Annotated in this window: 12 protein-coding genes; 11 read left to right on the top strand and 1 reads right to left on the bottom strand. The window is 40.0% G+C overall.

Going from position 1 to position 19,661, the window contains the following annotated elements:
* Positions 1-20: 20 nt before the first annotated feature.
* The 3 genes from ICC18_RS27665 (at position 21) to ICC18_RS27655 (ending at position 4,215) form a co-directional block, all read left to right on the top strand.
* Complete coding sequence (locus ICC18_RS27665; protein WP_188177661.1) at positions 21-1,295, top strand: hypothetical protein; 1,275 nt, start codon at positions 21-23, stop codon at positions 1,293-1,295.
* Positions 1,296-2,897: 1,602 nt separating this feature from the next.
* On the top strand, positions 2,898-3,827 hold the full coding sequence (locus ICC18_RS27660; RefSeq protein ID WP_188177660.1) for a hypothetical protein: 930 nt from the start codon (positions 2,898-2,900) through the stop codon (positions 3,825-3,827).
* Between the two features lie 94 nt (positions 3,828-3,921).
* Complete coding sequence (locus tag ICC18_RS27655; protein WP_188177659.1) at positions 3,922-4,215, top strand: hypothetical protein; 294 nt, start codon at positions 3,922-3,924, stop codon at positions 4,213-4,215.
* A 662-nt stretch (positions 4,216-4,877) separates the two neighbouring features.
* Here the strand turns inward: ICC18_RS27655 and ICC18_RS27650 are convergent.
* Positions 4,878-6,206 carry a DUF4365 domain-containing protein gene (locus ICC18_RS27650; RefSeq protein WP_188177658.1) on the bottom strand — a complete coding sequence of 443 codons (1,329 nt, stop codon included), beginning with the start codon at positions 6,204-6,206 and terminating at the stop codon, positions 4,878-4,880.
* Between the two features lie 557 nt (positions 6,207-6,763).
* Between ICC18_RS27650 and ICC18_RS27645 the strand changes: the two genes are divergently transcribed.
* The 8 genes from ICC18_RS27645 to ICC18_RS27610 all read left to right on the top strand — a co-directional run bounded on the left by ICC18_RS27645 (position 6,764) and on the right by ICC18_RS27610 (position 19,660).
* Positions 6,764-9,658: a PD-(D/E)XK nuclease family protein gene (locus ICC18_RS27645; RefSeq protein ID WP_223192919.1), complete on the top strand. Its 2,895-nt coding sequence runs from the start codon at positions 6,764-6,766 to the stop codon at positions 9,656-9,658.
* Positions 9,651-12,308, top strand: a complete 2,658-nt coding sequence (locus ICC18_RS27640) for a UvrD-helicase domain-containing protein (RefSeq protein WP_188177656.1) — start codon at positions 9,651-9,653, stop codon at positions 12,306-12,308. Before ICC18_RS27645 ends, ICC18_RS27640 begins: the two co-directional genes overlap by 8 nt.
* 111 nt (positions 12,309-12,419) lie before the next feature.
* Positions 12,420-12,914, top strand: a complete 495-nt coding sequence (locus ICC18_RS27635; RefSeq protein WP_188177655.1) for a PD-(D/E)XK nuclease family protein — start codon at positions 12,420-12,422, stop codon at positions 12,912-12,914.
* A gap of 416 nt (positions 12,915-13,330) precedes the next feature.
* Positions 13,331-13,843: a hypothetical protein gene (locus tag ICC18_RS27630; RefSeq protein WP_188177654.1), complete on the top strand. Its 513-nt coding sequence runs from the start codon at positions 13,331-13,333 to the stop codon at positions 13,841-13,843.
* Between the two features lie 90 nt (positions 13,844-13,933).
* Positions 13,934-14,509, top strand: coding sequence for a hypothetical protein (locus ICC18_RS27625; protein WP_188177653.1), 576 nt, complete (start codon positions 13,934-13,936; stop codon positions 14,507-14,509).
* A 21-nt stretch (positions 14,510-14,530) separates the two neighbouring features.
* The gene (locus ICC18_RS27620) at positions 14,531-15,829 is read left to right on the top strand and encodes a DUF262 domain-containing protein (protein WP_188177652.1); all 1,299 of its coding nucleotides are present in this window, start codon (positions 14,531-14,533) and stop codon (positions 15,827-15,829) included.
* A gap of 3 nt (positions 15,830-15,832) precedes the next feature.
* Positions 15,833-17,611: a DUF262 domain-containing protein gene (locus tag ICC18_RS27615; protein ID WP_188177651.1), complete on the top strand. Its 1,779-nt coding sequence runs from the start codon at positions 15,833-15,835 to the stop codon at positions 17,609-17,611.
* Between the two features lie 390 nt (positions 17,612-18,001).
* A complete protein-coding gene (locus ICC18_RS27610) occupies positions 18,002-19,660 on the top strand; it encodes an AI-2E family transporter (protein ID WP_188177650.1) in 1,659 nt (552 codons plus the stop codon).
* Position 19,661 lies beyond the last annotated feature (1 nt).

The raw sequence follows: 19,661 nt of genomic DNA, 5'->3' as shown, positions 1-19,661 counted from the left end.
ATATGCTGGAGGCGATTAGGTTGGACTTTCAAGAATATGAAGGTATTTTTCGAAAATATAAAGATATTTTTCAAAAATATGAAGATTTTTTTAATAGAGAAAAGTATCCTAAGTTTTCATTAGAATCATACTTACCCATGGATGAGGAAGTATGTGTTTGCTTAATAGGTAAACATTATAAAGACTGTTGCAAAAAAAAACTTGATGAAGCTATTAAATTTAGAAAAGAGAATTTTAAATTAGTAGAAGAAGAACTTAATCAACTTTATTTTCAAAAAGACAGCAAATTGATAAGTCATAAAATAGAGGAAAAATCTGTAAATAAAAAGAGTATTTCTTATTGCTCTGCTCATGAAGTGTTTGGTGATTGCAATCACGATGACTCTATAGTACATTCGCATACATTGTCTCGGGGAAACGTTCTGAATAACTTAAGTTCTGGCAACAAAGTAATTCGCTTTAATGATCATAAAGTGCCTGATGTGGAGACACTTGAAAAAGAAATCTCAAAGTTTTATTCTGAAGTCCCTATTAGAAAAGCGAGTGTTACAGTCTCGTTTTGCGAAAAGCATGATGAAGAACTATTTGCTGATATTGAAAAGGATGGAAATACTGATTATTCGGGAACAAGTATCCAAAATATCGAGTATTCATTAAAGGCTATTACTTTTGATATTTACTACCGAATTATGAATATTTTTTATATGGCAGAACTAATTAGTGAAAATAAGTATGCTACATGTAATTCTGATGGCTCCCAGTCTGAATATTTTAGAAACTATCATAACTCAGTTAAAACGTTATTTAGGCTTCATCCCTTAATGTTGAAAATGTTAAATGAACTAAAACAATTAAAAAAGCAGGAAGTAGAATCTGAATTAGAAACCATTTACTTCGAATTGCCTGTTGACAGGATTAACCTTTCTCTATCAGAAGTTATTGAGTTTGAGGATATATTTTGTTATGTGAATGTAATAAATAGCAAGAAGCCGTATATTATTGTTTCTTATTATAAAGATCGGAAAAGAATTATTAGCATTGACAAATTGAAGCAGCAGTATGAATCATGCAATGACAAAAACAAACAACTTTTTTATTTGTGGAATTTCATTAAGGAATTGCTAATTAATGCAATAAATATATATTTTAATAAAACAGCATTTAATAAACTTTCAGATGCAGCTAAAGTTTATTTATATATTGTACATAGAGAAGGGATAGCAGATATTCCTTTCGAATGGCAGGATATTCATGATGCAGAAATAATGGGTATATTATATGAAACTTCTTCTTAAAGAGATATCCTAGTAGATCGTTTCAAAAGTTCGCACGTTGTTGTAGAACGCTTCGTGCAGTTGTGATATCACATTTATGTGATTGATTAATTATGCGAATTTACTAGTAGTAGAACATTGATAGATCCTAACATCTTTGTAAAAAAATCCGGAAAGGTGCGATGTAATTTGCTGAAATTGAGAGACGTTCACATATATGGCTACGAGATAACGGCGGATTTCTATGTATATCACCTCAACTACGCATTAACAACAGATCACGAAGACGATTCATGGCCAGCTTGCTTGGCGTTCAACAAAGAACGTAAGAAATGGCAGATGGATGTCTATGAAGGTTCAGTAGCACTATTGGATTCAGGGAAAGTGGTTTTCTAGATGCCTGTCTGAAAGCACTCAAGACGGAGCTCGATGCACATGTGAAGATGCTTAAATCAACTAGTGCCAATCCAGACCATGGAACAATGCACAGGTATTCGGCTGTAACTCTATAACGTAAGAGCCCGAGAATTCGTATTTTTGATTCGCGTATTAAATGCGGTGCATGCCGTAAAACTGCCGCAAATATCCGTGATAAAGTCTAGTAAAGACAAAGAAAACTAAGATAACTATCTTCAAGAACATTGATTCTATGCGATATTTGCGACTATAACAGATGCCGCGAGAATAAGGTCGCTTCCCGCATACGAAACATGCACCTGAATAATTCCATGGCCCACCACTTGCCCACATTTTGCCCACAAATTCTACCCACACATTATACTCACATGGATTTATTGAACTAAATTCTGAAGAAAATCGGATTAAATCGCCACATAAAGACTCAATAAACACAATAAAACGTATTTGTCTCATGGGCGGCATGATGTAATAAAGTACCGACATTTAATCCAAGAGAAATCTTTTTTACTTCCGATAACGCAATGTTATTGGAAGTTTGTTTTTTGTTTTCTAAGAAATGGAAGTAAGTTACTTGTGATATTCCAGAATTGATTAGAAAATGGAGCCAGTAAACCCACGACGCTTCGTTATTGTTGTTGCAGATTTCGTTAGAAAAAATTCTGGTTCATATTTGGGCACTTATTCATCCACTGCATAAATATGCATCTATGTTTATGCCATATATGAATTGGTGTTCATTAATAAAAGCGAGCTCGTTAAAACAGTAAGAATCAGTGCAAAGTAGACTGGGATTACGATTATTAAAGATAGTTCGCCAACCACCTCAGCGCTTGACTTTCATTCAGAACATGACTCCCATACTATGCGTACACCGTCCCTAAACTGGATCAGTGATCCATCTTTCTTTGCGCGGCTCAAAACCTCGTATGTTTCAAACAAGCTTGAAAGAAACGGGTATTCGACATGTTTTCTAACATATGACCGGAGGTATGTTGGGTCAGTAACTTCACTGCCTAATCAAGAGCACCTTCCGTAGACGTAATGGTCAAAGGCCAAACGATATTCGAATAAAGTATTTATGAGGACTAGTTCGAATTCAGGCCTCTCTTTTTCGTTCTCCTTTGCGGAATGAAAATAAATTTTTCCATTCCTCGCCTTTTCTACACAGATTGTTTACACTCAAACTAATTCAAGCAAAAGGGGATGTCTGAAATGGTGAAGATAAGGATTCAGAGCATTTATGATGAAATAATCTCGGAAAATGGCTGGGACATAGATCATGCATCAAAATCTCGGCTCTTACGGAATAAGGCGAACTTTCTCCTTACATCGGTGCTGTTACGTGATCCGAAGGAAATAAAAAAGAACAAGAAGGTTGAAATCTTTAAACGAGAAGCCATCATTGTAAAGAACATCCTCACCGAGATGCTTCAAAATGGGTCGATCGTTCAGAAATGGTCAAATGGTCGAATTGATCTTTCCGATTCGGAAAAGTGTGTGCAGCTCTATCAGAGTCTTGAATCGATAATCGAGAGTCTGTTTAATGAAGGTCAGATTAATGCGGTCACTAAAATCGAGTGGCTGGCGGCAATCGAGGCGGCTTTGGATGCTGCCAACGCTCAAAAGACGCTTCAAATGAAAAAACTTCTTGAAAAATTACGAGTATCTGCTAAACCATTAAATAACAACATTGGGTATGGCGATATCATTGTGGTTTCTGAAGATGACGGGGATCGTCAATTCGCTATACGGGGCAAGAAAAAAAACCTTCACTTGAACGAAGCGCTTATCCAACAGATGTTGGAGTATGTCTCCACTGAGAAGGATTACTTTCAGATACTCAATATCCTTTTGGCGAGGTTTATTGATCATGCGAAAGCAAAATCACTCGATGACATTTTGTATCTGGTAGGGGTTCGAAATCTTCATGACGATAGGGATTGGACAGCTAGGGAGCTCGTCTCCGATCCCTCGACAGGGACGGACTATCTTCATCAATATCGCAACATCTACGAGGCCTTAAAGCAGGACCCGCTTCTGCTCAAAGAAGTGGAGGAAAAATCAGATTCTACCGGGGTCTTGAATTTCTTTAATGTCACCGGCGACAAAGAGGAAACTGAATTAGACACATGACTCGTAGAATCACAGAAAAGATGAAAGATGTGTTACTACCAATATGCCTTCAGGTCTTCATCACTAAACCTATACCTTTAGGAGGAAATCACTAATGTTCACACTGACTGAGATTTACAATTTGGTTCTTGCTAAACACTATGAGGTAGAATGGGATACTCAGGAATCATTAGAGGATGCATACTCCACCTACCTCGAATTGTCTTCTTCACAACAGGCCCAATTTGATTCACTTGTTGATCATGCACTAGGTCAGTGTAAAAGCGATATCATCAACTGTTTCCCAGAAAATCGAAACAGTTCTCTAGAGATGGTGATCCAAGCACAGGTGGAGAATGACATTATGGAGAAATTAGTGAAGATTTTTCAGGGGTATATTATAGACTGAGCGTAAGTGACGACAATTGTATTGTGAGGAAATCCAGAGGCGGTTTAAGTGAACGAACCGCCTCACATTTTGTATGGACGCAGCTAGGCTCAATTCAATACTGAAAAATCCATCTCGTTAAAAATCTGCTGGAGCGGAATATTTGTTTTCTTGCATAATCCACCAGAAACAATACGACCGCGTTTCCAACTACAAAAGTATCCACTTTATCCCTTTCTCTTTCGTAGTGAGCGACTCCTGCTGCTTCAAGGACCTGGATTTCTTTTGCTGTTTGCTTCCCTGAGATATGAAGATGATTTTCCACCTCTTTACATAACGCTCTAATTGAAGTTTCCGATTTTGGCTTGGATCGCCAAATCGTTCGCTGCTGGCGATTTCCCAGACAACCTCGATATAGATGTTTCTAATGCAATGAAAATTACGTTTAACTATACGAGCGGGTACCAGGCAACAGGGTTTGGTATCTTTGAACCGCAATTCTCCAAATAACCAAGTGTTAAAAAATACATCGACTGGAGGAATAGGCCTGCCCCTCTTTCTCAGGAGCGGGTCTTCTCATCAGCGTGAAATGGCAAAAACAGAAAAAGGAGCGGGTTTCAAACAGAACCCGCTCCTTTTCATTTGTCTTCTTATGGTAACAGATCGTCCGTCTGCATGTGTGTTTACTGGGTATCGACATCAGATGAATCGTTAGTATTAATCCTTTTAAATACGTCCGAAAATTCCCCCAGGTAAAATTGCTCGAATATGATCGCGAATTTTCCACTAGGGTCTGGCTGAATAAGTGTCCCATCTTCTTCTTCCTTGATAATAATAAATGGCTTTGAACTAGCCAATATCTTGTTTCCGAGGTTGATTCCCCAATGTCCTTCAGCATTTATTATTTGGCTTTTTATTCTTAGGGCTTCATTCATATCGATCTCATTTGAAGGATAGGGAAGTTTAATCCCTGTCAATGCTGCGAGTACAAATCCACTTTGGGTAGCCGAAACAAGTTGTTCTACACATCGTAACTCATTTGGGGTTAACTCTGACTGAGATAATGGCAACTTTTCATTAATTCGCCGCTCGAGGTCCACGACCGTTTTGTAAAACTTGATGCTATTCTCGATATGTTCAATTGGTTCTTCGAATTGAACTGCGCCTTCAGCCCAGAAATCGGAATGATTATCGGCCAAATAGAACCTTCCACTTGTTCTCAATTGTGCCAGGCATTTGAAATATATCATGTTGTGAAAGGCGTTCTCCTTACTCATTGGCGACATATTAAGGGAAAGAGTAGGGACTAAATCAGGTGAAAGGTGGGCATTTACTTGAAGAAAAACCGTCTCTTCAAATTCATAGGTATTTGCCATGATGAAGGTGAAGGATCCATCTTCATTTTCTTGTCTCGTGATCACGCTCATTTTTATATTGGACAGAATAGGTGAATACGATTCGTCAAGTAAGTTCATACGAAGGAACGTGTTGCCCTTCTCAGCATCCAGCAGCTGTTGCAACATATTTTTATGTCTTCGATTTTCCTTGGCGATCTCTTCCCAATGGGTGAGGTAGCTTATATTGGATCTATCAAGGCAACGATCATCGCTTAATGGAATCCGAACGGTCTCTTTATTCTCTGAGTAATTGGAGGCTTGAATCCACTCCTTGGTAACGTGAAACCAATATATTTTTTCATTAATGGTGTCTACCATAAGGGTAATTGTCGGTTCGGATGCTACCTTAAGACAATAAGATAGATATTTGACCGGTAAGTCAAACACCATATTATGATCGTCGGGTAGCTTTTTAATTTGTATATCGAATTTACCTATTAGTTCCCCATTAATACTCAGTAAATCAATAATCCCATCCGTATTGGGCCATTTATCAACGGTTGCTGTTTGAGCAATTGCCCGTCGGTGTTTACCGAGAAGATAAAGGGCGAATCCGACTGATTCAATATCTCTAAAGTTATTCAACGGATGGGTTGCGGGTAAATGATCGTACACGATATTGCCTCCTTTTAGTAATGACTCAAGGAATTGAATATTTATCTTGTGTATTTCTCGTCTCAATGTTGTGAATGCAGATGACTTTCTTTCATCATACGAGCTTCACTACATGTTGTCCATCCTCTAGAATAGGGACACAATAATGGGGAGCCGGCACCGAACAATAAGGAAGAAGCGGGTTTCGTTCCCGCTCCTTCCGATTAACCTAAACGGCGAACACCGAGCCTGTCGTTACCAGAGCATGGTGTGGTTGTGGTGATTGATGAAGCCCATGAGTTGGAGTAAAGCGATGCTGCTCGAACTATTAGTCACCAGATGGATGCCCGCTCGTTATTTCCCGTGATCCTCTGATAATTTTCGAATGTTATCTGCTGGATGTAGTTTGATATAAATTAAAAAGGGAATTACAGGATAATGACGAGCAATCTCGAATCTGATTAGGTAATTAGTCAGATATCTGAGGAACTAATGAGACTATGCTACTAGCGTATATGTGTCAATTAGAAGATAATGGAGGGGTTTATCTGACTGCTGTTGGAGGACGAAGTGAACACTTGTATGAAATCATCCGGAATCATCCGCTGAAACGTAAAGTGCTTCTGATGCCGAGCCATGCACAAGGTCACATTCTGCTTGAACAAGTCAGCCGGGAATTTGGACCTGTACTCAATATGGAGGTCAAGACGCTGGAATTGTGGGCGCTTGAGCGAGTCAATCTTCTTCTGACACAGAAACACCTGCGTTATATTACATATTTGGAGGCAAGATGGATCAGCTGCAGGCTGCTGCAGTCGGAAATTGCTTCAGGTGATGGCTATTTACATGGGATGACAATCTCACCGGGCGTAACAGATGTATTCCATCAGGCGTTAATGGAACTGCGAAGCGCTGGGGTTAAACCAGAGACTTTAAGCATTGATGCATTTGAAAATGAGGATAAAGGCCGCTTCGTGAAAGGGCTGCTTCATCGATATGAGGAGGAGCTTGAGCGAGGTAAGCTTACAGATCTCGCGGGCCTCTTGGCATGGGTAAAGCAGCTACCTCCAATGTCGCTTGATATCATTATTGTCGTAGATGAAGATGCCATTCGTACTGAACTGGATCGTCAGCTGGTTGATGCGATCACCGGCGGGGGGCGATTCATCCCTTTGGTAAAAGAACCTTCTTTTATTGACCTAGATAGCCGATTTCCATTTAAGCATACAGAGATATTCCATGCATCAGCCGTCCTTGCGGAGGTTCGTGAAGTATTCCGGCGTATAACGGAAATGTCTATCCCATGGGATCAGGTTGAACTCGTGCTCTCAAATGATGAGAAGTATGCCGGAGCAGTCAATACCGTTGCGTCTGGAGCGGGGATCCGCTGCACATATTCAGGCGGCCTGCCGATCGGACTGACGAATGCGGGGAAGTCGGCAAAGCTGTTATTGGATTGGATCGAATCGGGCTATAACATTGAATACTTGCTTTTGGCCCTCAAACAAAGTTACATTCGTGTGAAAGAGCAGGAAACGAATGCAGATATAACGACATTCCGCTTAGTTCGCGAAGCAGAGCGAACAGGGATTGGGTGGGGGAGGGACCGATACCATCTACTGGAGAAGCGGGTTGCTGCAGAAGCCGCGAATGGAGAGACCATTAATACGGTAAAAATATTGAATTCCTTTTTCCAGCATTTGTTTACTGCGGTGAGCGAGGAAGCTTTGTCATCTCCGCGGGCCATTCTTCGAGTACTAATAGAATTTGTTGATAGGTATGCCGTGCTTAAGGATGAAGGGGAACATCAAGTGCTGAATGGGATCAGAACCTTGGAGCAAGCGATCGCTACAGCCGGTGAACTCAACATGGATAAAGCATTAACACTTCAATATGTTAGAGATGGACTGGACGGGTTGCGGATTCATGTATCTGGCACACCTTCCCCTGGATATATACACGTAACTCCTTTATCTACAGGCGGACAATCCGGGAGACCTTACACGTTTATCGTCGGGATGAGTGAGAAGAATTGGATGGTATCGGCTCGTCAAGATCCGGTGCTGCTTGATGAAGAGCGGGCTCGAATTCATTCGAAGTTAATTACAAGCGTTGGGCGTACTGGGCGATTAATTGAGCAAAGAAGCAGAAGGCTTGGCATAATCCGCGGGAAATGTTTCTTAAGCTATTGCTCCTATGATACGGCAGAAGGACATGAGCAATTGCCTGCATATGAAATGCTGCAAATCTATCGGATGAAAAATGGCCAACCAAGTGCAGATTATGAATCGATGGTTCAGAATCTGGAGCCAGGTGTCAGTTATACGGGTATTGGCAGCCGGATCGCGATGGATACAGCAGATAGTTGGATGCGTGCGTTACTGTCTGATGGTTCTCAAATCAAGGATGGTTCTGAAGAGGTCTATTCAAATTACCCTCACATTTTCGGTGGGGTGATTGCTTCTAGGGCCAGAGCAGATGCAGCGCTTTCGCCATATGACGGCCTGTTGGATCTCAGCGCTTATCCTGCAGAGAGGCCGGGTGAAGCTGCTCATCAAGCGTTTAGTGCAAGCAAGCTGGAGATGTATGCTCGGTGTCCACTGCAATATTTTTTTCATGATATCCTCCATGTACGGAGGAAGGATGCTACGGTTCATGACCGTACGAAATGGCTAAATGCACTGCAGCGTGGAAGTCTGATGCACGACATTTTCAATAAATATTTGACGGAAATGAAGGAATGGCGAGCCTCTACCTCTGATCCTCTGACAGAGGCGCGTCTGAATCAGTTGACAGAGCAGGTGATTCAGCAGTATAAGGAGCAAATCCCTGCGCCAAGCGAGCATATTTTCCACAAAGAGTGCGACAACATTCGAAAAGATGTAAATATCTTCTTTGTGAATGAACAGCAGAGAACGACAATTCCAGCCCATATGGAACTGCAGCTTCATGAACAGGATTCGCCAATGCTTTTGGAGCTAGAAGGTGGAATGTCACTGCCAGTCAGAGGATTTGTGGACCGAGTGGATGAGATAGAGCCCCATCAATATAAAATCTTTGATTACAAGACGGGAAATCCGCGAAAGTTTAAACAAAATGAATGCTTTTCAGGGGGCACAAAGCTTCAGTTGCCGTTATATGGCATGGCAGTTGAGCAGTGGATGCGGCAATCAGGGTACGATGTGGAAGCTAGAGTGACGAATTCCGTCTATTACTTTCCGACTGAGAAAGGGATGGGAGAAGAAATCAGCAGGCCGCAGCATCGCCGTAAGGACTTGTCCATATTGGTCGAGGCCATGCTTGAGGCCATGAAGCAAGGATTGTATCCGCCCACAAATGATCCAAAGAACTGCACCTGGTGTGACTATAAGGATGTATGCGGAGTTCATGCGGAGCAATTTGCAGATAAGCGTGAGATGCAAGAGCATAGTGAGAAATTGGGTAGTATCCTGGAGGTGGAACGTTTTGATTAATGAACAAGTACTGCTGCAGGAAGACTTGAAGGCTCGAGAACGTATTGAACGCAATCTTGATACGACCTTTTTGGTGGAAGCGGGTGCGGGATCCGGTAAGACCAAGTCCATTGTTGACCGAATGATTGCTCTGGTCAAAACGGAAAAGGCTGAGGTACGGGATATTGCCGCTATTACGTTTACGAACAAAGCCGCATCTGAATTGATGGGACGTTTTCGGATGCGGTTGGAGTCTGAATTAGCGGGGGCTGAGGAAGCGTCCCCAGTTCGTGCTCTACTGAAAAAGGCAATTCAACAAGTTCCGGAAAGTTATATTGGAACGATCCATGCGTTTTGTGGTCGTCTTCTTAGAGAGCGTCCAATTGAAGCGAAGCTTGACCCTTCATTTCAGGAGATGGATCCGCAGGAAGACCGTGAGTTTCGAGACAAGTGCTGGGATGACTATCTAGAAAAGCTTCGTACGAACGGGGAAGACTCTCGTATTGATGAGCTGTTGGAAATGGAAATCAACATAGACGATCTGAAAGCGGCTTATAATCGTGCAGCCCAATATGAGGATGTTGCGATCATGATAGATGAGGCAGCTATTCGACCTGATTTAGATATCATCCGTTATTCTCTATTTCCAATGGTTGAGGAAGCCGCATTATTTATTCCTTCGGTGGTGCCGGAGAAAGACTGGGATGATTTGCAGCGAACAATTCTTGCCGCCAAGCGTTATTTGCGCAGTATGAATATGGCGGACGATCTGAATGTGCTAGCTCTTGCCAAGCTTTTTGACCGGGCTTTAAACGTGACGCAAAAAAGGTGGACAGATAAGAATCAGGCCAAGTTGTTTAAAGAGCAGTTTCAGGATTGGCGAATTACAACGTTGCAGCCGTTTTTGCAAAGATGGCGTGAATACGTCCATCCCAAGTTGATCGGTTTTGCGCTACCTGCCGTTGAATTTTACCGCAGTCGCAGAATGGAAGCGGGTAAACTCAATTTTCAGGATTTGCTAATGAAGGCGACTGAGCTTTTACGTGGTTATCCGGAGGTGCGGGCTTATTTTGGCCGGCGTTATAGTCATCTCTTTGTCGATGAATTCCAGGATACGGATCCGATTCAAGCGGAAATGATGCTGCTATTGACCGGTGACGATCCGGCGGAATCCAATTGGCGCAAGCAGCAGCCTCGTCCAGGATCCGTTTTCATCGTTGGGGATCCGAAGCAGTCGATCTATCGATTCCGCCGCGCGGACATTTCTACTTATAATTTCGTGAAGAAAAGGATCGAGCAATGTGGTGGGGTATTGCAGCTAACCCGCAATTTTCGGTCGGTTAAATCGATTGGAGACTACGTCAACTATGCCTTTGAGAGCAAGTTCTCTCCACCTGGGCAGCTTTCGGACACACAAGCACCTTACGTTCGTATGCTAACAACACAAGCGAATCCGAGGGAGAATGCAGGTCTCCATGGTATATATACGATGGCGGTACCTAAGCAAGCTTTTGATCGATTTGATGATATCGCTAGGTTTGATGCGGAGCAGGCTGCACAGTTCGTCGCTTGGGCTTGCGGAGACAAGGTTAGTATTCAAGAAGTGGTAGAGGGGAAGACGACCACACGGCCTGCGCGGCCAGGTGATTTTTTGATTTTATTGAAACGCAAAGAATATATCGACCTGTATGCCGAGCTGCTCGAGCGTTATGGTTTTCCTTCGGACACTGCAGGGAGTTTGGCTGTATTCGAAGAGACGAAAGCACTCTATCAGTTGGCCATGGTATTATGTGATCCAACTGATCGGATTCCTCTCTTGGCTGTTCTTCGCGGTATGCTCTTTGGGATCAGTGACGATGCGTTGTACCACTACCGTAATGCGGGCGGGAACATTAGCCTGTATTCTTCTTTGGAATGCGCGTCAGACAAAAGCGCCGTTGTGGATCAAGCACTGGACAAGATTCGTCAATATGCAAAATGGGTGCGTGAGCTGCCAGCATTGTCTGCATTTTCGAAGATCGTTATCGATCACGGTCTCATTCCAGCTGCGGCGGTAAGTGAGTCGGGAGCGATCCGCTGCGGTACCTTGATGAAGCTGCTTGAAGTACTGCAGAGCGATACCGAAGCTGCGAACGAATGGTTGGCCCTTACTAAGAAGCTTGGTGCATTAATGAAGGATGCTGAGAGTATGGAAGCCGCCAGCATTTTTGCAGGCAAAGCTGATACAGTTCGAATTATGAATCTGCACAAGGCCAAAGGGCTGGAAGCGCCGATCGTCATACTTGCTTGTCCTTGCGGTGAGGATGACCACGATGCACAAGAGCATATCGATCGGATGGTGGAGCCGCCGGTCGGGTATGTTACAATCTCGAAGCCGAAAAACGCTTACCAATCAGAAATCATCGCTCAACCGGCTGGGTGGAATGGGATATCTGAAAAGGAACGCGAATACATGAACGCAGAAGAAGAGCGGCTGCTTTATGTCGCAACGACCCGTGCTAAGCAGCTTTTGATTGTGAGTCAATATCCTTCGAGGCCCGCAATTGATCCGTGGAGCAAACTGGCCGTTTCCCTTCAACATCAGCCTGAGCTGGACATCGTAGTCGTTGATCAGGTGCGACGCGAAAAGATAGACGCTCCATCCGATATTGGGTCTCACATTGCCGAATAGGAGTCGAGACTAGAACTGGCCTCTAAGCCAAGCTACCGGAATGCCAGCGTTACCGGACTAACGAAGACTGCCAGCGCGATTACCATTGTTAGATCTTCGGAAGGGAAAGGAATGGCCTACGGCAGTCTGGTGCATCGATGCTTACAGGTGATTGGTGAAGGGCTGGAATTAAATGATCTTGAGGACTACTGCCGAATGGTCGCTCAGGAGGAAGGAGTTGATCCAAAATGGACGAAGCAGGCTGTGGAGACTGTGCTTCGGGTAACGGAAAGCGAATTATGGAAGCGCAGCATGCTGGCACTGCAGCGGTATCATGAGTTTTCATTTGTCTTAGTCCGGGAATCAGGCGGTGATGACGGGGAAAACCACGTTCTTCGGGGTGTGATTGACTTGGTGTTTGAGGAAGAAGATGGATGGGTAATTGTTGATTTTAAGACCGACCGATACGAGGCCTGGCAGGAGGACCAGCTTGTCCAGTACTATAAGCCGCAAGTTATGGCTTATGTTTATGAATGGGAACGATCCGCCCAGGGTGGTGTGAAAGAAGCGGGGTTGTTTTTTGTTGATCGGCTTCGGTATGTAAGGATTTCACCGAGCGTGAAATAGCTGGTGAGTAGGCCGGGGACAGAGAGGTTGCCTTAAATAATAGGCTTACTTTGCGCGGGCTAACACGCGAGGAAACGGGATGAACAAAAAAATCAATAAATACAAGGGCTTATCAGACTATGACAGACCTCAACCTAAAGGGATCTTAACCCGCATACAGTACACGTTTAGTGTGTTGTCTTGATGTCAAGTGATGAGAAATAGACAGAATTGCGGTGGAATTTAAGTTAGGCATTAGCATAGCCGTTGAAAGTTAAATTGGTAAACAAATTGTCACTAGGATCTAACACCTTGCTGAATGCAGGGTGTTTTCATATTTCTTTCGATGAGTCAAAACAAATTATTATATTAGTAATTACAAAATACAAATTAGTGATATAATTTTTTTTATAGAGTAAATAGCGGAGGTGTAAAAGGTGAATAAGAGCGTTACCTTTACAGTGGATGCAGATGTGTATGAGAAATTCTGCATCGCATTGAATTTATCAAATGAAACACAAGAGACCGCAGTGGAAAGCTGTTTGCGTTGGTATATTGCAAAAACCTTTGAAAAAGCATCACAAGCCTATAACCCAAAAACAGTAGTAAGACAGAATGAGGATGCAAACAAGGATTTTTACGGAAAAGCAAATCAACGAATCCCAGTATGGGCTGTTAAGCCGAATCAATATAATCACAAGATCATCCGTGCTTATTTCAAGGCAGTTGCTACCACAGGTCGTGCTACCATAGATATGATGGAACGCTTGTGTAGTGATGAAAACAACCCAGAACTGTTCGTGCCTACTTTTAAGAATAATTACTCACAGATGAAGTTGGATGGACCTAAGAGCCACGGTAAAGTATTTGAGGATGACGGTGAAACGGTAACAGTCTGGCACGAGGTTGAAGATACACTGATGAAATACAAATCGAGTTTTTGTGATTAAAGATGTTAGGGCGATTCACACTTGCTGTCGCATTAATTAAAGGAAACTCTTGTTTCTGTTCAGATAAAGCCTTATCTATGATGATGAAATATGGGGGTAGAAACATTGCTAGAGATAAGGAAATTAATAGAGGATTTTTACTTATGTGTTCAGTCTAATGGTATTGAAATTTATAATGAGTTTAGCCACCAGCATGAGTTGGGGATATTTCTACGTAAAAAACTTCCAGACTATCGGATTCAATTTGAAAGAAATGTGTCATACTTCACTCCAGACAACAAAACCATTAAGAAGGAAATAGATATTACCATATTTAATGAAGATAAATCTGAGAAGTATGCCATTGAACTTAAGTGTCCATTAAATGGCCAGTATCCAGAGCAGATGTATTCATTCGTGAAGGACATTAAATTCATGGAAGAACTTAAAAGCAGAGGATTTACTAAAACGGCTACTGTTACCCTTGTTTCAGAAAAGCCTTTCTTTGAAGGACGCAACACTGAAGGCGTGTATAAATTTTTTAGAGAAGAACATTCTGTATACGGTAGTATATTTAAACCAACCGGGGTAGGAAAAAACGAAGATTCCATTACCTTATCAGGCAGATATGATTTTATCTGGCAAGACTTAAGCGAGGGTCGCAAATATTACATAATCGAGATTTGAAGTAGTTAGGGGGATTTATAGATGGCTCTACTTCGAAATGAATTAAAAATAAGAAAGATTAATGAATTACTTGATATGAAATTAGCCTTACCATCATATCAACGTCCGTATAGTTGGAGTGTGAAGTCTACAAATACGCTTTTTCTTGATACTTATAATGCATATCAAGATGGTATACAAGAATACAGAATTGGCTCTGTAATTTTACATAAAGAACATGAAAAATACAACATTGTGGATGGCCAACAGCGACTGACAACTCTTTCGATTCTTCTATACTGTTTAGGTGATGAGGATCAGGGGCTATTACGAGAAAAATATAATCAACTATCTAATGATGCAATAGTAACTAATTTTGAAATTTTATCTATGCGGATAAATGAACTTTCGGAAGATGAGCGAAGCAGGTACAAAGAATATTTACTCGAACATTGTAGTGCAGTTCAAATTGTCACAGACAGCGAGCAAGAGGCTTTTCAATTCTTTGATTCACAAAACTCCCGCGGCAAAGAGTTAAAACCACATGATTTATTGAAGTCATATCATTTACGTGAGATGGATGATGAAGACGAACATCAGAAAGTAAGAATTATCAGCCAATGGGAAAATATGAACCAGGATGGTTTGAATGACTTATTTAAAACTTATCTTTACCCGTTGACTCAATGGTATAAAGGAAAGAATGGGTTTGACTATTCGTCAAGTAAAACCGACGTGTTCAAAGGGATTAAAACCACAAATGTATTTAATTATGCGATCTATCATAAAGCCAGTAACCTTTTCGTGGAACAGTTTAATGCAAATGGAAGTAGTGAACTACTTGCATCTAAAACATTAAACCAATTTCAATTAACACAGCCACTTTTGGCAGGAAAGCGATTTTTTAATTATACTCTTCACTATAGAAATCTACTCGAGCAAATACAAAAATTTATTAATAAAGTTCACACGAAAGAACAAGTTCCGAGTATACGTACTGGAGATCTTTATATTAAACAATTATATGAATGTGCGTTATTGTTTTTTGCAGATCGCTTTGGTATTGAAAGTCTATCTAAAGGTGTGATGCAGCAATTATATTCATGGAGCTATTCTTTGCGACTGACTATGACTGCTGTGTATCCTCAGACAATAAATAAGTATGCACAAGGAGGCCATGAACGTGTAAACAAGGGTTTGGATCTGTTTTCAGAAATCAGTGAAATGAACAATGCAGAAGAATTAAAGCTTATTGTTTTGGCGCAACCCGATGTTGAGGGGAAAAATAAAGAGAAGTACAAAGCGGTGTATGATTTACTTTGTGAATGGAATAGGTGGTAGGCGATGGATAATAATTTAACAATCATACCGGTGTCAAGCATTTTTACCAATATTAGTTATGTAGTTCCAATTTATCAACGCAACTATGCTTGGGGAGATATGGAGATTGAGCAACTTATAGAAGACATTGATAGTTCAATTGACAATTCTAATAAAAACTATTTTCTTGGAAATCTGATTGTTAATCAAGCTGATAATAATGTTTATGAAGTAATAGATGGTCAACAAAGATTGACAACATTATTTCTTTTAGAAAATTATCTTGGCTTGAATTTTACAAAAGATGCGTTAAGATTCGAGGCGCGTGAAAAATCAAACCGTACACTTAACATGATTAACAATGGCGACAGTGCTGAATTATTAGAGGAATTAGTATCTGTTGAAATCTTAAAGGGATATCAAATCATTGATAACTATTTCAAAACTAAAGATATAGACAAAAATAAGTTAATTAGCAAACTAGAAAAAGTTTTTCTTGTTCGTGTACAAGTTCCTCAAGGTATAGATTTAAATCATTATTTTGAAATCATGAATACTCGAGGAGAGCAACTTGAACTTCATGAAATAGCAAAAGCAAAGTTTTTAGAAGTTTTGGATACAGAACACGATAAAAAAACTGCAGCATTGATTTGGGAAAAATGCTCTAACATGGACTCTTATATCCAAATGAATTTCAGTCCCAAAGTTAGGATGTCACTTTTTACAAAAGAATGGGCTAGTATCAAGGATAATCTCGACGATTTTGATTCAATTAGGAAATGTATTCCGAAAGATGATGAAGACAAAAATTTAGTTCTTTTGATTGAAATTCTAAAAAATAAGAAACTCCTTAATAATGTTGTAAGTAAGAATGAAGTTGAGAATGAACGTTTTGAATCGATTATTTCATTCCCCAATTTTTTACTACAGGTAAATGCTGTAATTAGTAAGTTAGAAGAGGAAGATTCAACACTTGATGATAAACATTTCTTGAATAATTTATCTTGGGCTTGGGATGATGCTGACAAAGCAAAGAACTTTTTATATCACATGCTAAAATGCCGCGTATTGTTTGATAAATATATATTGAAACGTGAATATGCTAGAGATTATAAAGAAATTGGAAAATGGTCGTTACAACGTTTAGAGAAATATAGTGATGTGAACGGTGATAAGCCTAAATATATAGGCACTTTCGGCGATGACGATAGTCGGAATAATAAACAAATAAGAACTCTGCAATCCTGCTTGCGTATAACCTACACATCACCTAAGACGATGCATTGGATTTCACTAGTCTTAACAGGGTTATTAGAGAATGAAACATGTGACATCATTAAAATCCTTGAAGATTACTGCAAAACAAAAATTATCGAAACAAGGTTTGAGGATGCTAGTGGATTTGGTTTTGAAAGAATCATATTTACTTACCTTGATTATCTTTTATATAAAAATGGGTATTCTTGCTTGGGCAAGGAAATTATCCACCCGATGCATGATGACTGGCAATTTCAATTTAGAAGTTCCGTTGAACACTTCCAACCACAACATCCAATTGAAGGTGTAAAATGGGAATCGGATGATCTTGATGGTTTTGGAAACCTTGCATTAATAACTGTATCAGGAAACTCCAAGTTTTCTAATTTACCACCAGTAGGAAAAATTAGTTCTTACCCAAGCGTTATCGAGCAAAGTTTGAAACTTAAGATCATGAAAGAATTAGTCACTCTCGATGATGAAGGATGGACTGAAGCAAAAGCAAGCAAACATAAAGAAGAAATGTTTAGGATTATGAAGGGTTAGTATTTATGAGTGAAGGTATGATTTAAGAAGTAGATGGATTATCGACAACTGTTTATATGTTTCCGAAGTAGCATTGAAGAGTTAAAGTAGCTTTGTATCAATGTAGCCCCATATGTTGATACCTTCCGCAGCAAGTGGAATTGTAATTCTGCATGTACCACAGGCTAATTCCAGTATTTTTACTATCAAGCTTCCTCGCCCTATCCAAATAAAAGGGTATATCGGCTGAAAATACTGCCCGATTGACGGTGAGCAACGTTTGACTTTATTATTTCTTTCATTGTTTGGGGAGGCATATATCCGTCAAAAGCCGCAAGAAAGAAAAATTACGGTGGTATTATTACCAAATTTTTTATTAATAAATTTTTTTTGGAAGGATTGTTTGAACCTATGGCTAATAAGAATGCAAATCAAAATATTGAAATTGATAATATTGAAACTGACTTTGATTTTGAAGAAGTGGAAGGTTTCTTATCAAAACAGTTGGAAGAAAGCTTTTCTGATTTAGAATTACTGGAAAAAGATAGAGCAACGATATCAGAACCTGATTCTTTAGGAAAAGTAGTCTTGGATGAAGTTTGGAAACAGTTTGGGAATCAAATTGGACTCGACATGACTAATGAGACATTAATTCAAAAATATGATAGAGAGCATCCTGAGCAGTATAAGGATATTGCTGACAAGGTTATGCAAAATCAACAATACAAAGATGCCAATAAGGCAATGAAGGAAAAACAAAAAGCTGGAACTTTAAAGGATGAATACTCAGGAAAAGACTTAAAGCGTAATGAAGAAGCTAATTTAGACCATGTAGTATCTAGAAAAGAAGTATTTGAAAATCAAAGAAGAAAGCAAGCGAATTTAGATGTAGCTGACCTTGCGAACAAAGAAGAAAATCTAAAGCCGACAAACGAGTCATTGAACAAAAGCAAAGGTGCAAAGAGCAACAAAGAGTATGTAGAAACCCGCGAGACTAGGGAAAAAAAACTTATTGAAGAAAACGAAAGGGCGAATAAAAAAGTCGATGAATCAAACAAGTCAGATGTTGAAAAACGTTTACAAAAAGAAAAGAATGATAAACGTTTGAACGATAAGCTTGCTGCTGATGACGATCTTATGATGCAAGCTGATAAAGAAGCAAGAAAAGCAATTAATAAAGATATTCGTGTAAATGCAGCAAAAGAAATCGGGAAAAAAGCCGGAAAAGACGCTCTAAAGACTATGGCCATCTCAGCACTTTTTTCATTGTTGAAAGAAATCATGAAGGGCCTAATTCGTTTTTTTAAAGAAAAATCTAAGTCGATTAAAGGATTCTTATCTGAAATGAAGGAATCGATAAAATCTTTCTTTTCCAAAATTCTCAGTGTTGTTCAGACGGGAGCATCAACATTTATTGGTACAATTATATCTGAAATCTTCGGGCCTATTGTTAGTCTTTTTAAGAAATTGGCAAGTTTAATTAAACAAGGGATATCTTCTGTTATTGATGCAGTTAATTATCTTCGTGATAAGAAGAATAAGGACAAACCGTTTACTGTAAAGGCAGCTCAAGTCGGAAAAATAATAACTGTTGGATTAGTTGGTGGCAGTGCGATTTTCTTAGGAGAGGTTTTCGAGAAATTCTTACTAACTGTTCCTGGAATGCAAATTAATATACCTCTAATTGGCACTCTTGCTAATATGATTGGCTTGTTTTTATCAAGTTTAGTATCTGGATTAGTTGGTGCAATAATTTTGAATCTTATCGATAAGTTTATCTCAAAAACGTTAAAAGGAGAAAAGGGCCATCAAATTATCGGTAAGAAAAATGAGATAATGAATCTTCAACAAGCACAACTTTATGTAGCTGAAAATCGTGTAGTAGCATTGAAAGAAAATGTTATGGGCGAAATTTTAGAGAATCACGCATTAGCGAAGGGCGTAATGCGGGAATCACTTAATAAGATATTTTATGATGATAATACTAATGATTCAAAAAATAAGAACAATATTAGTGAAAATCAGAGTGATTTAGTTCAAATGCAAAAAGATTTAGAAGGCTTACTTTAAA

Source organism: Paenibacillus sedimenti, from assembly GCF_014534655.1.
Taxonomy (GTDB): domain Bacteria; phylum Bacillota; class Bacilli; order Paenibacillales; family NBRC-103111; genus Paenibacillus_E; species Paenibacillus_E sedimenti.
Note: the sequence above shows the minus strand (reverse complement) of the source record. Positions and strands in the feature narration are given on the sequence as shown.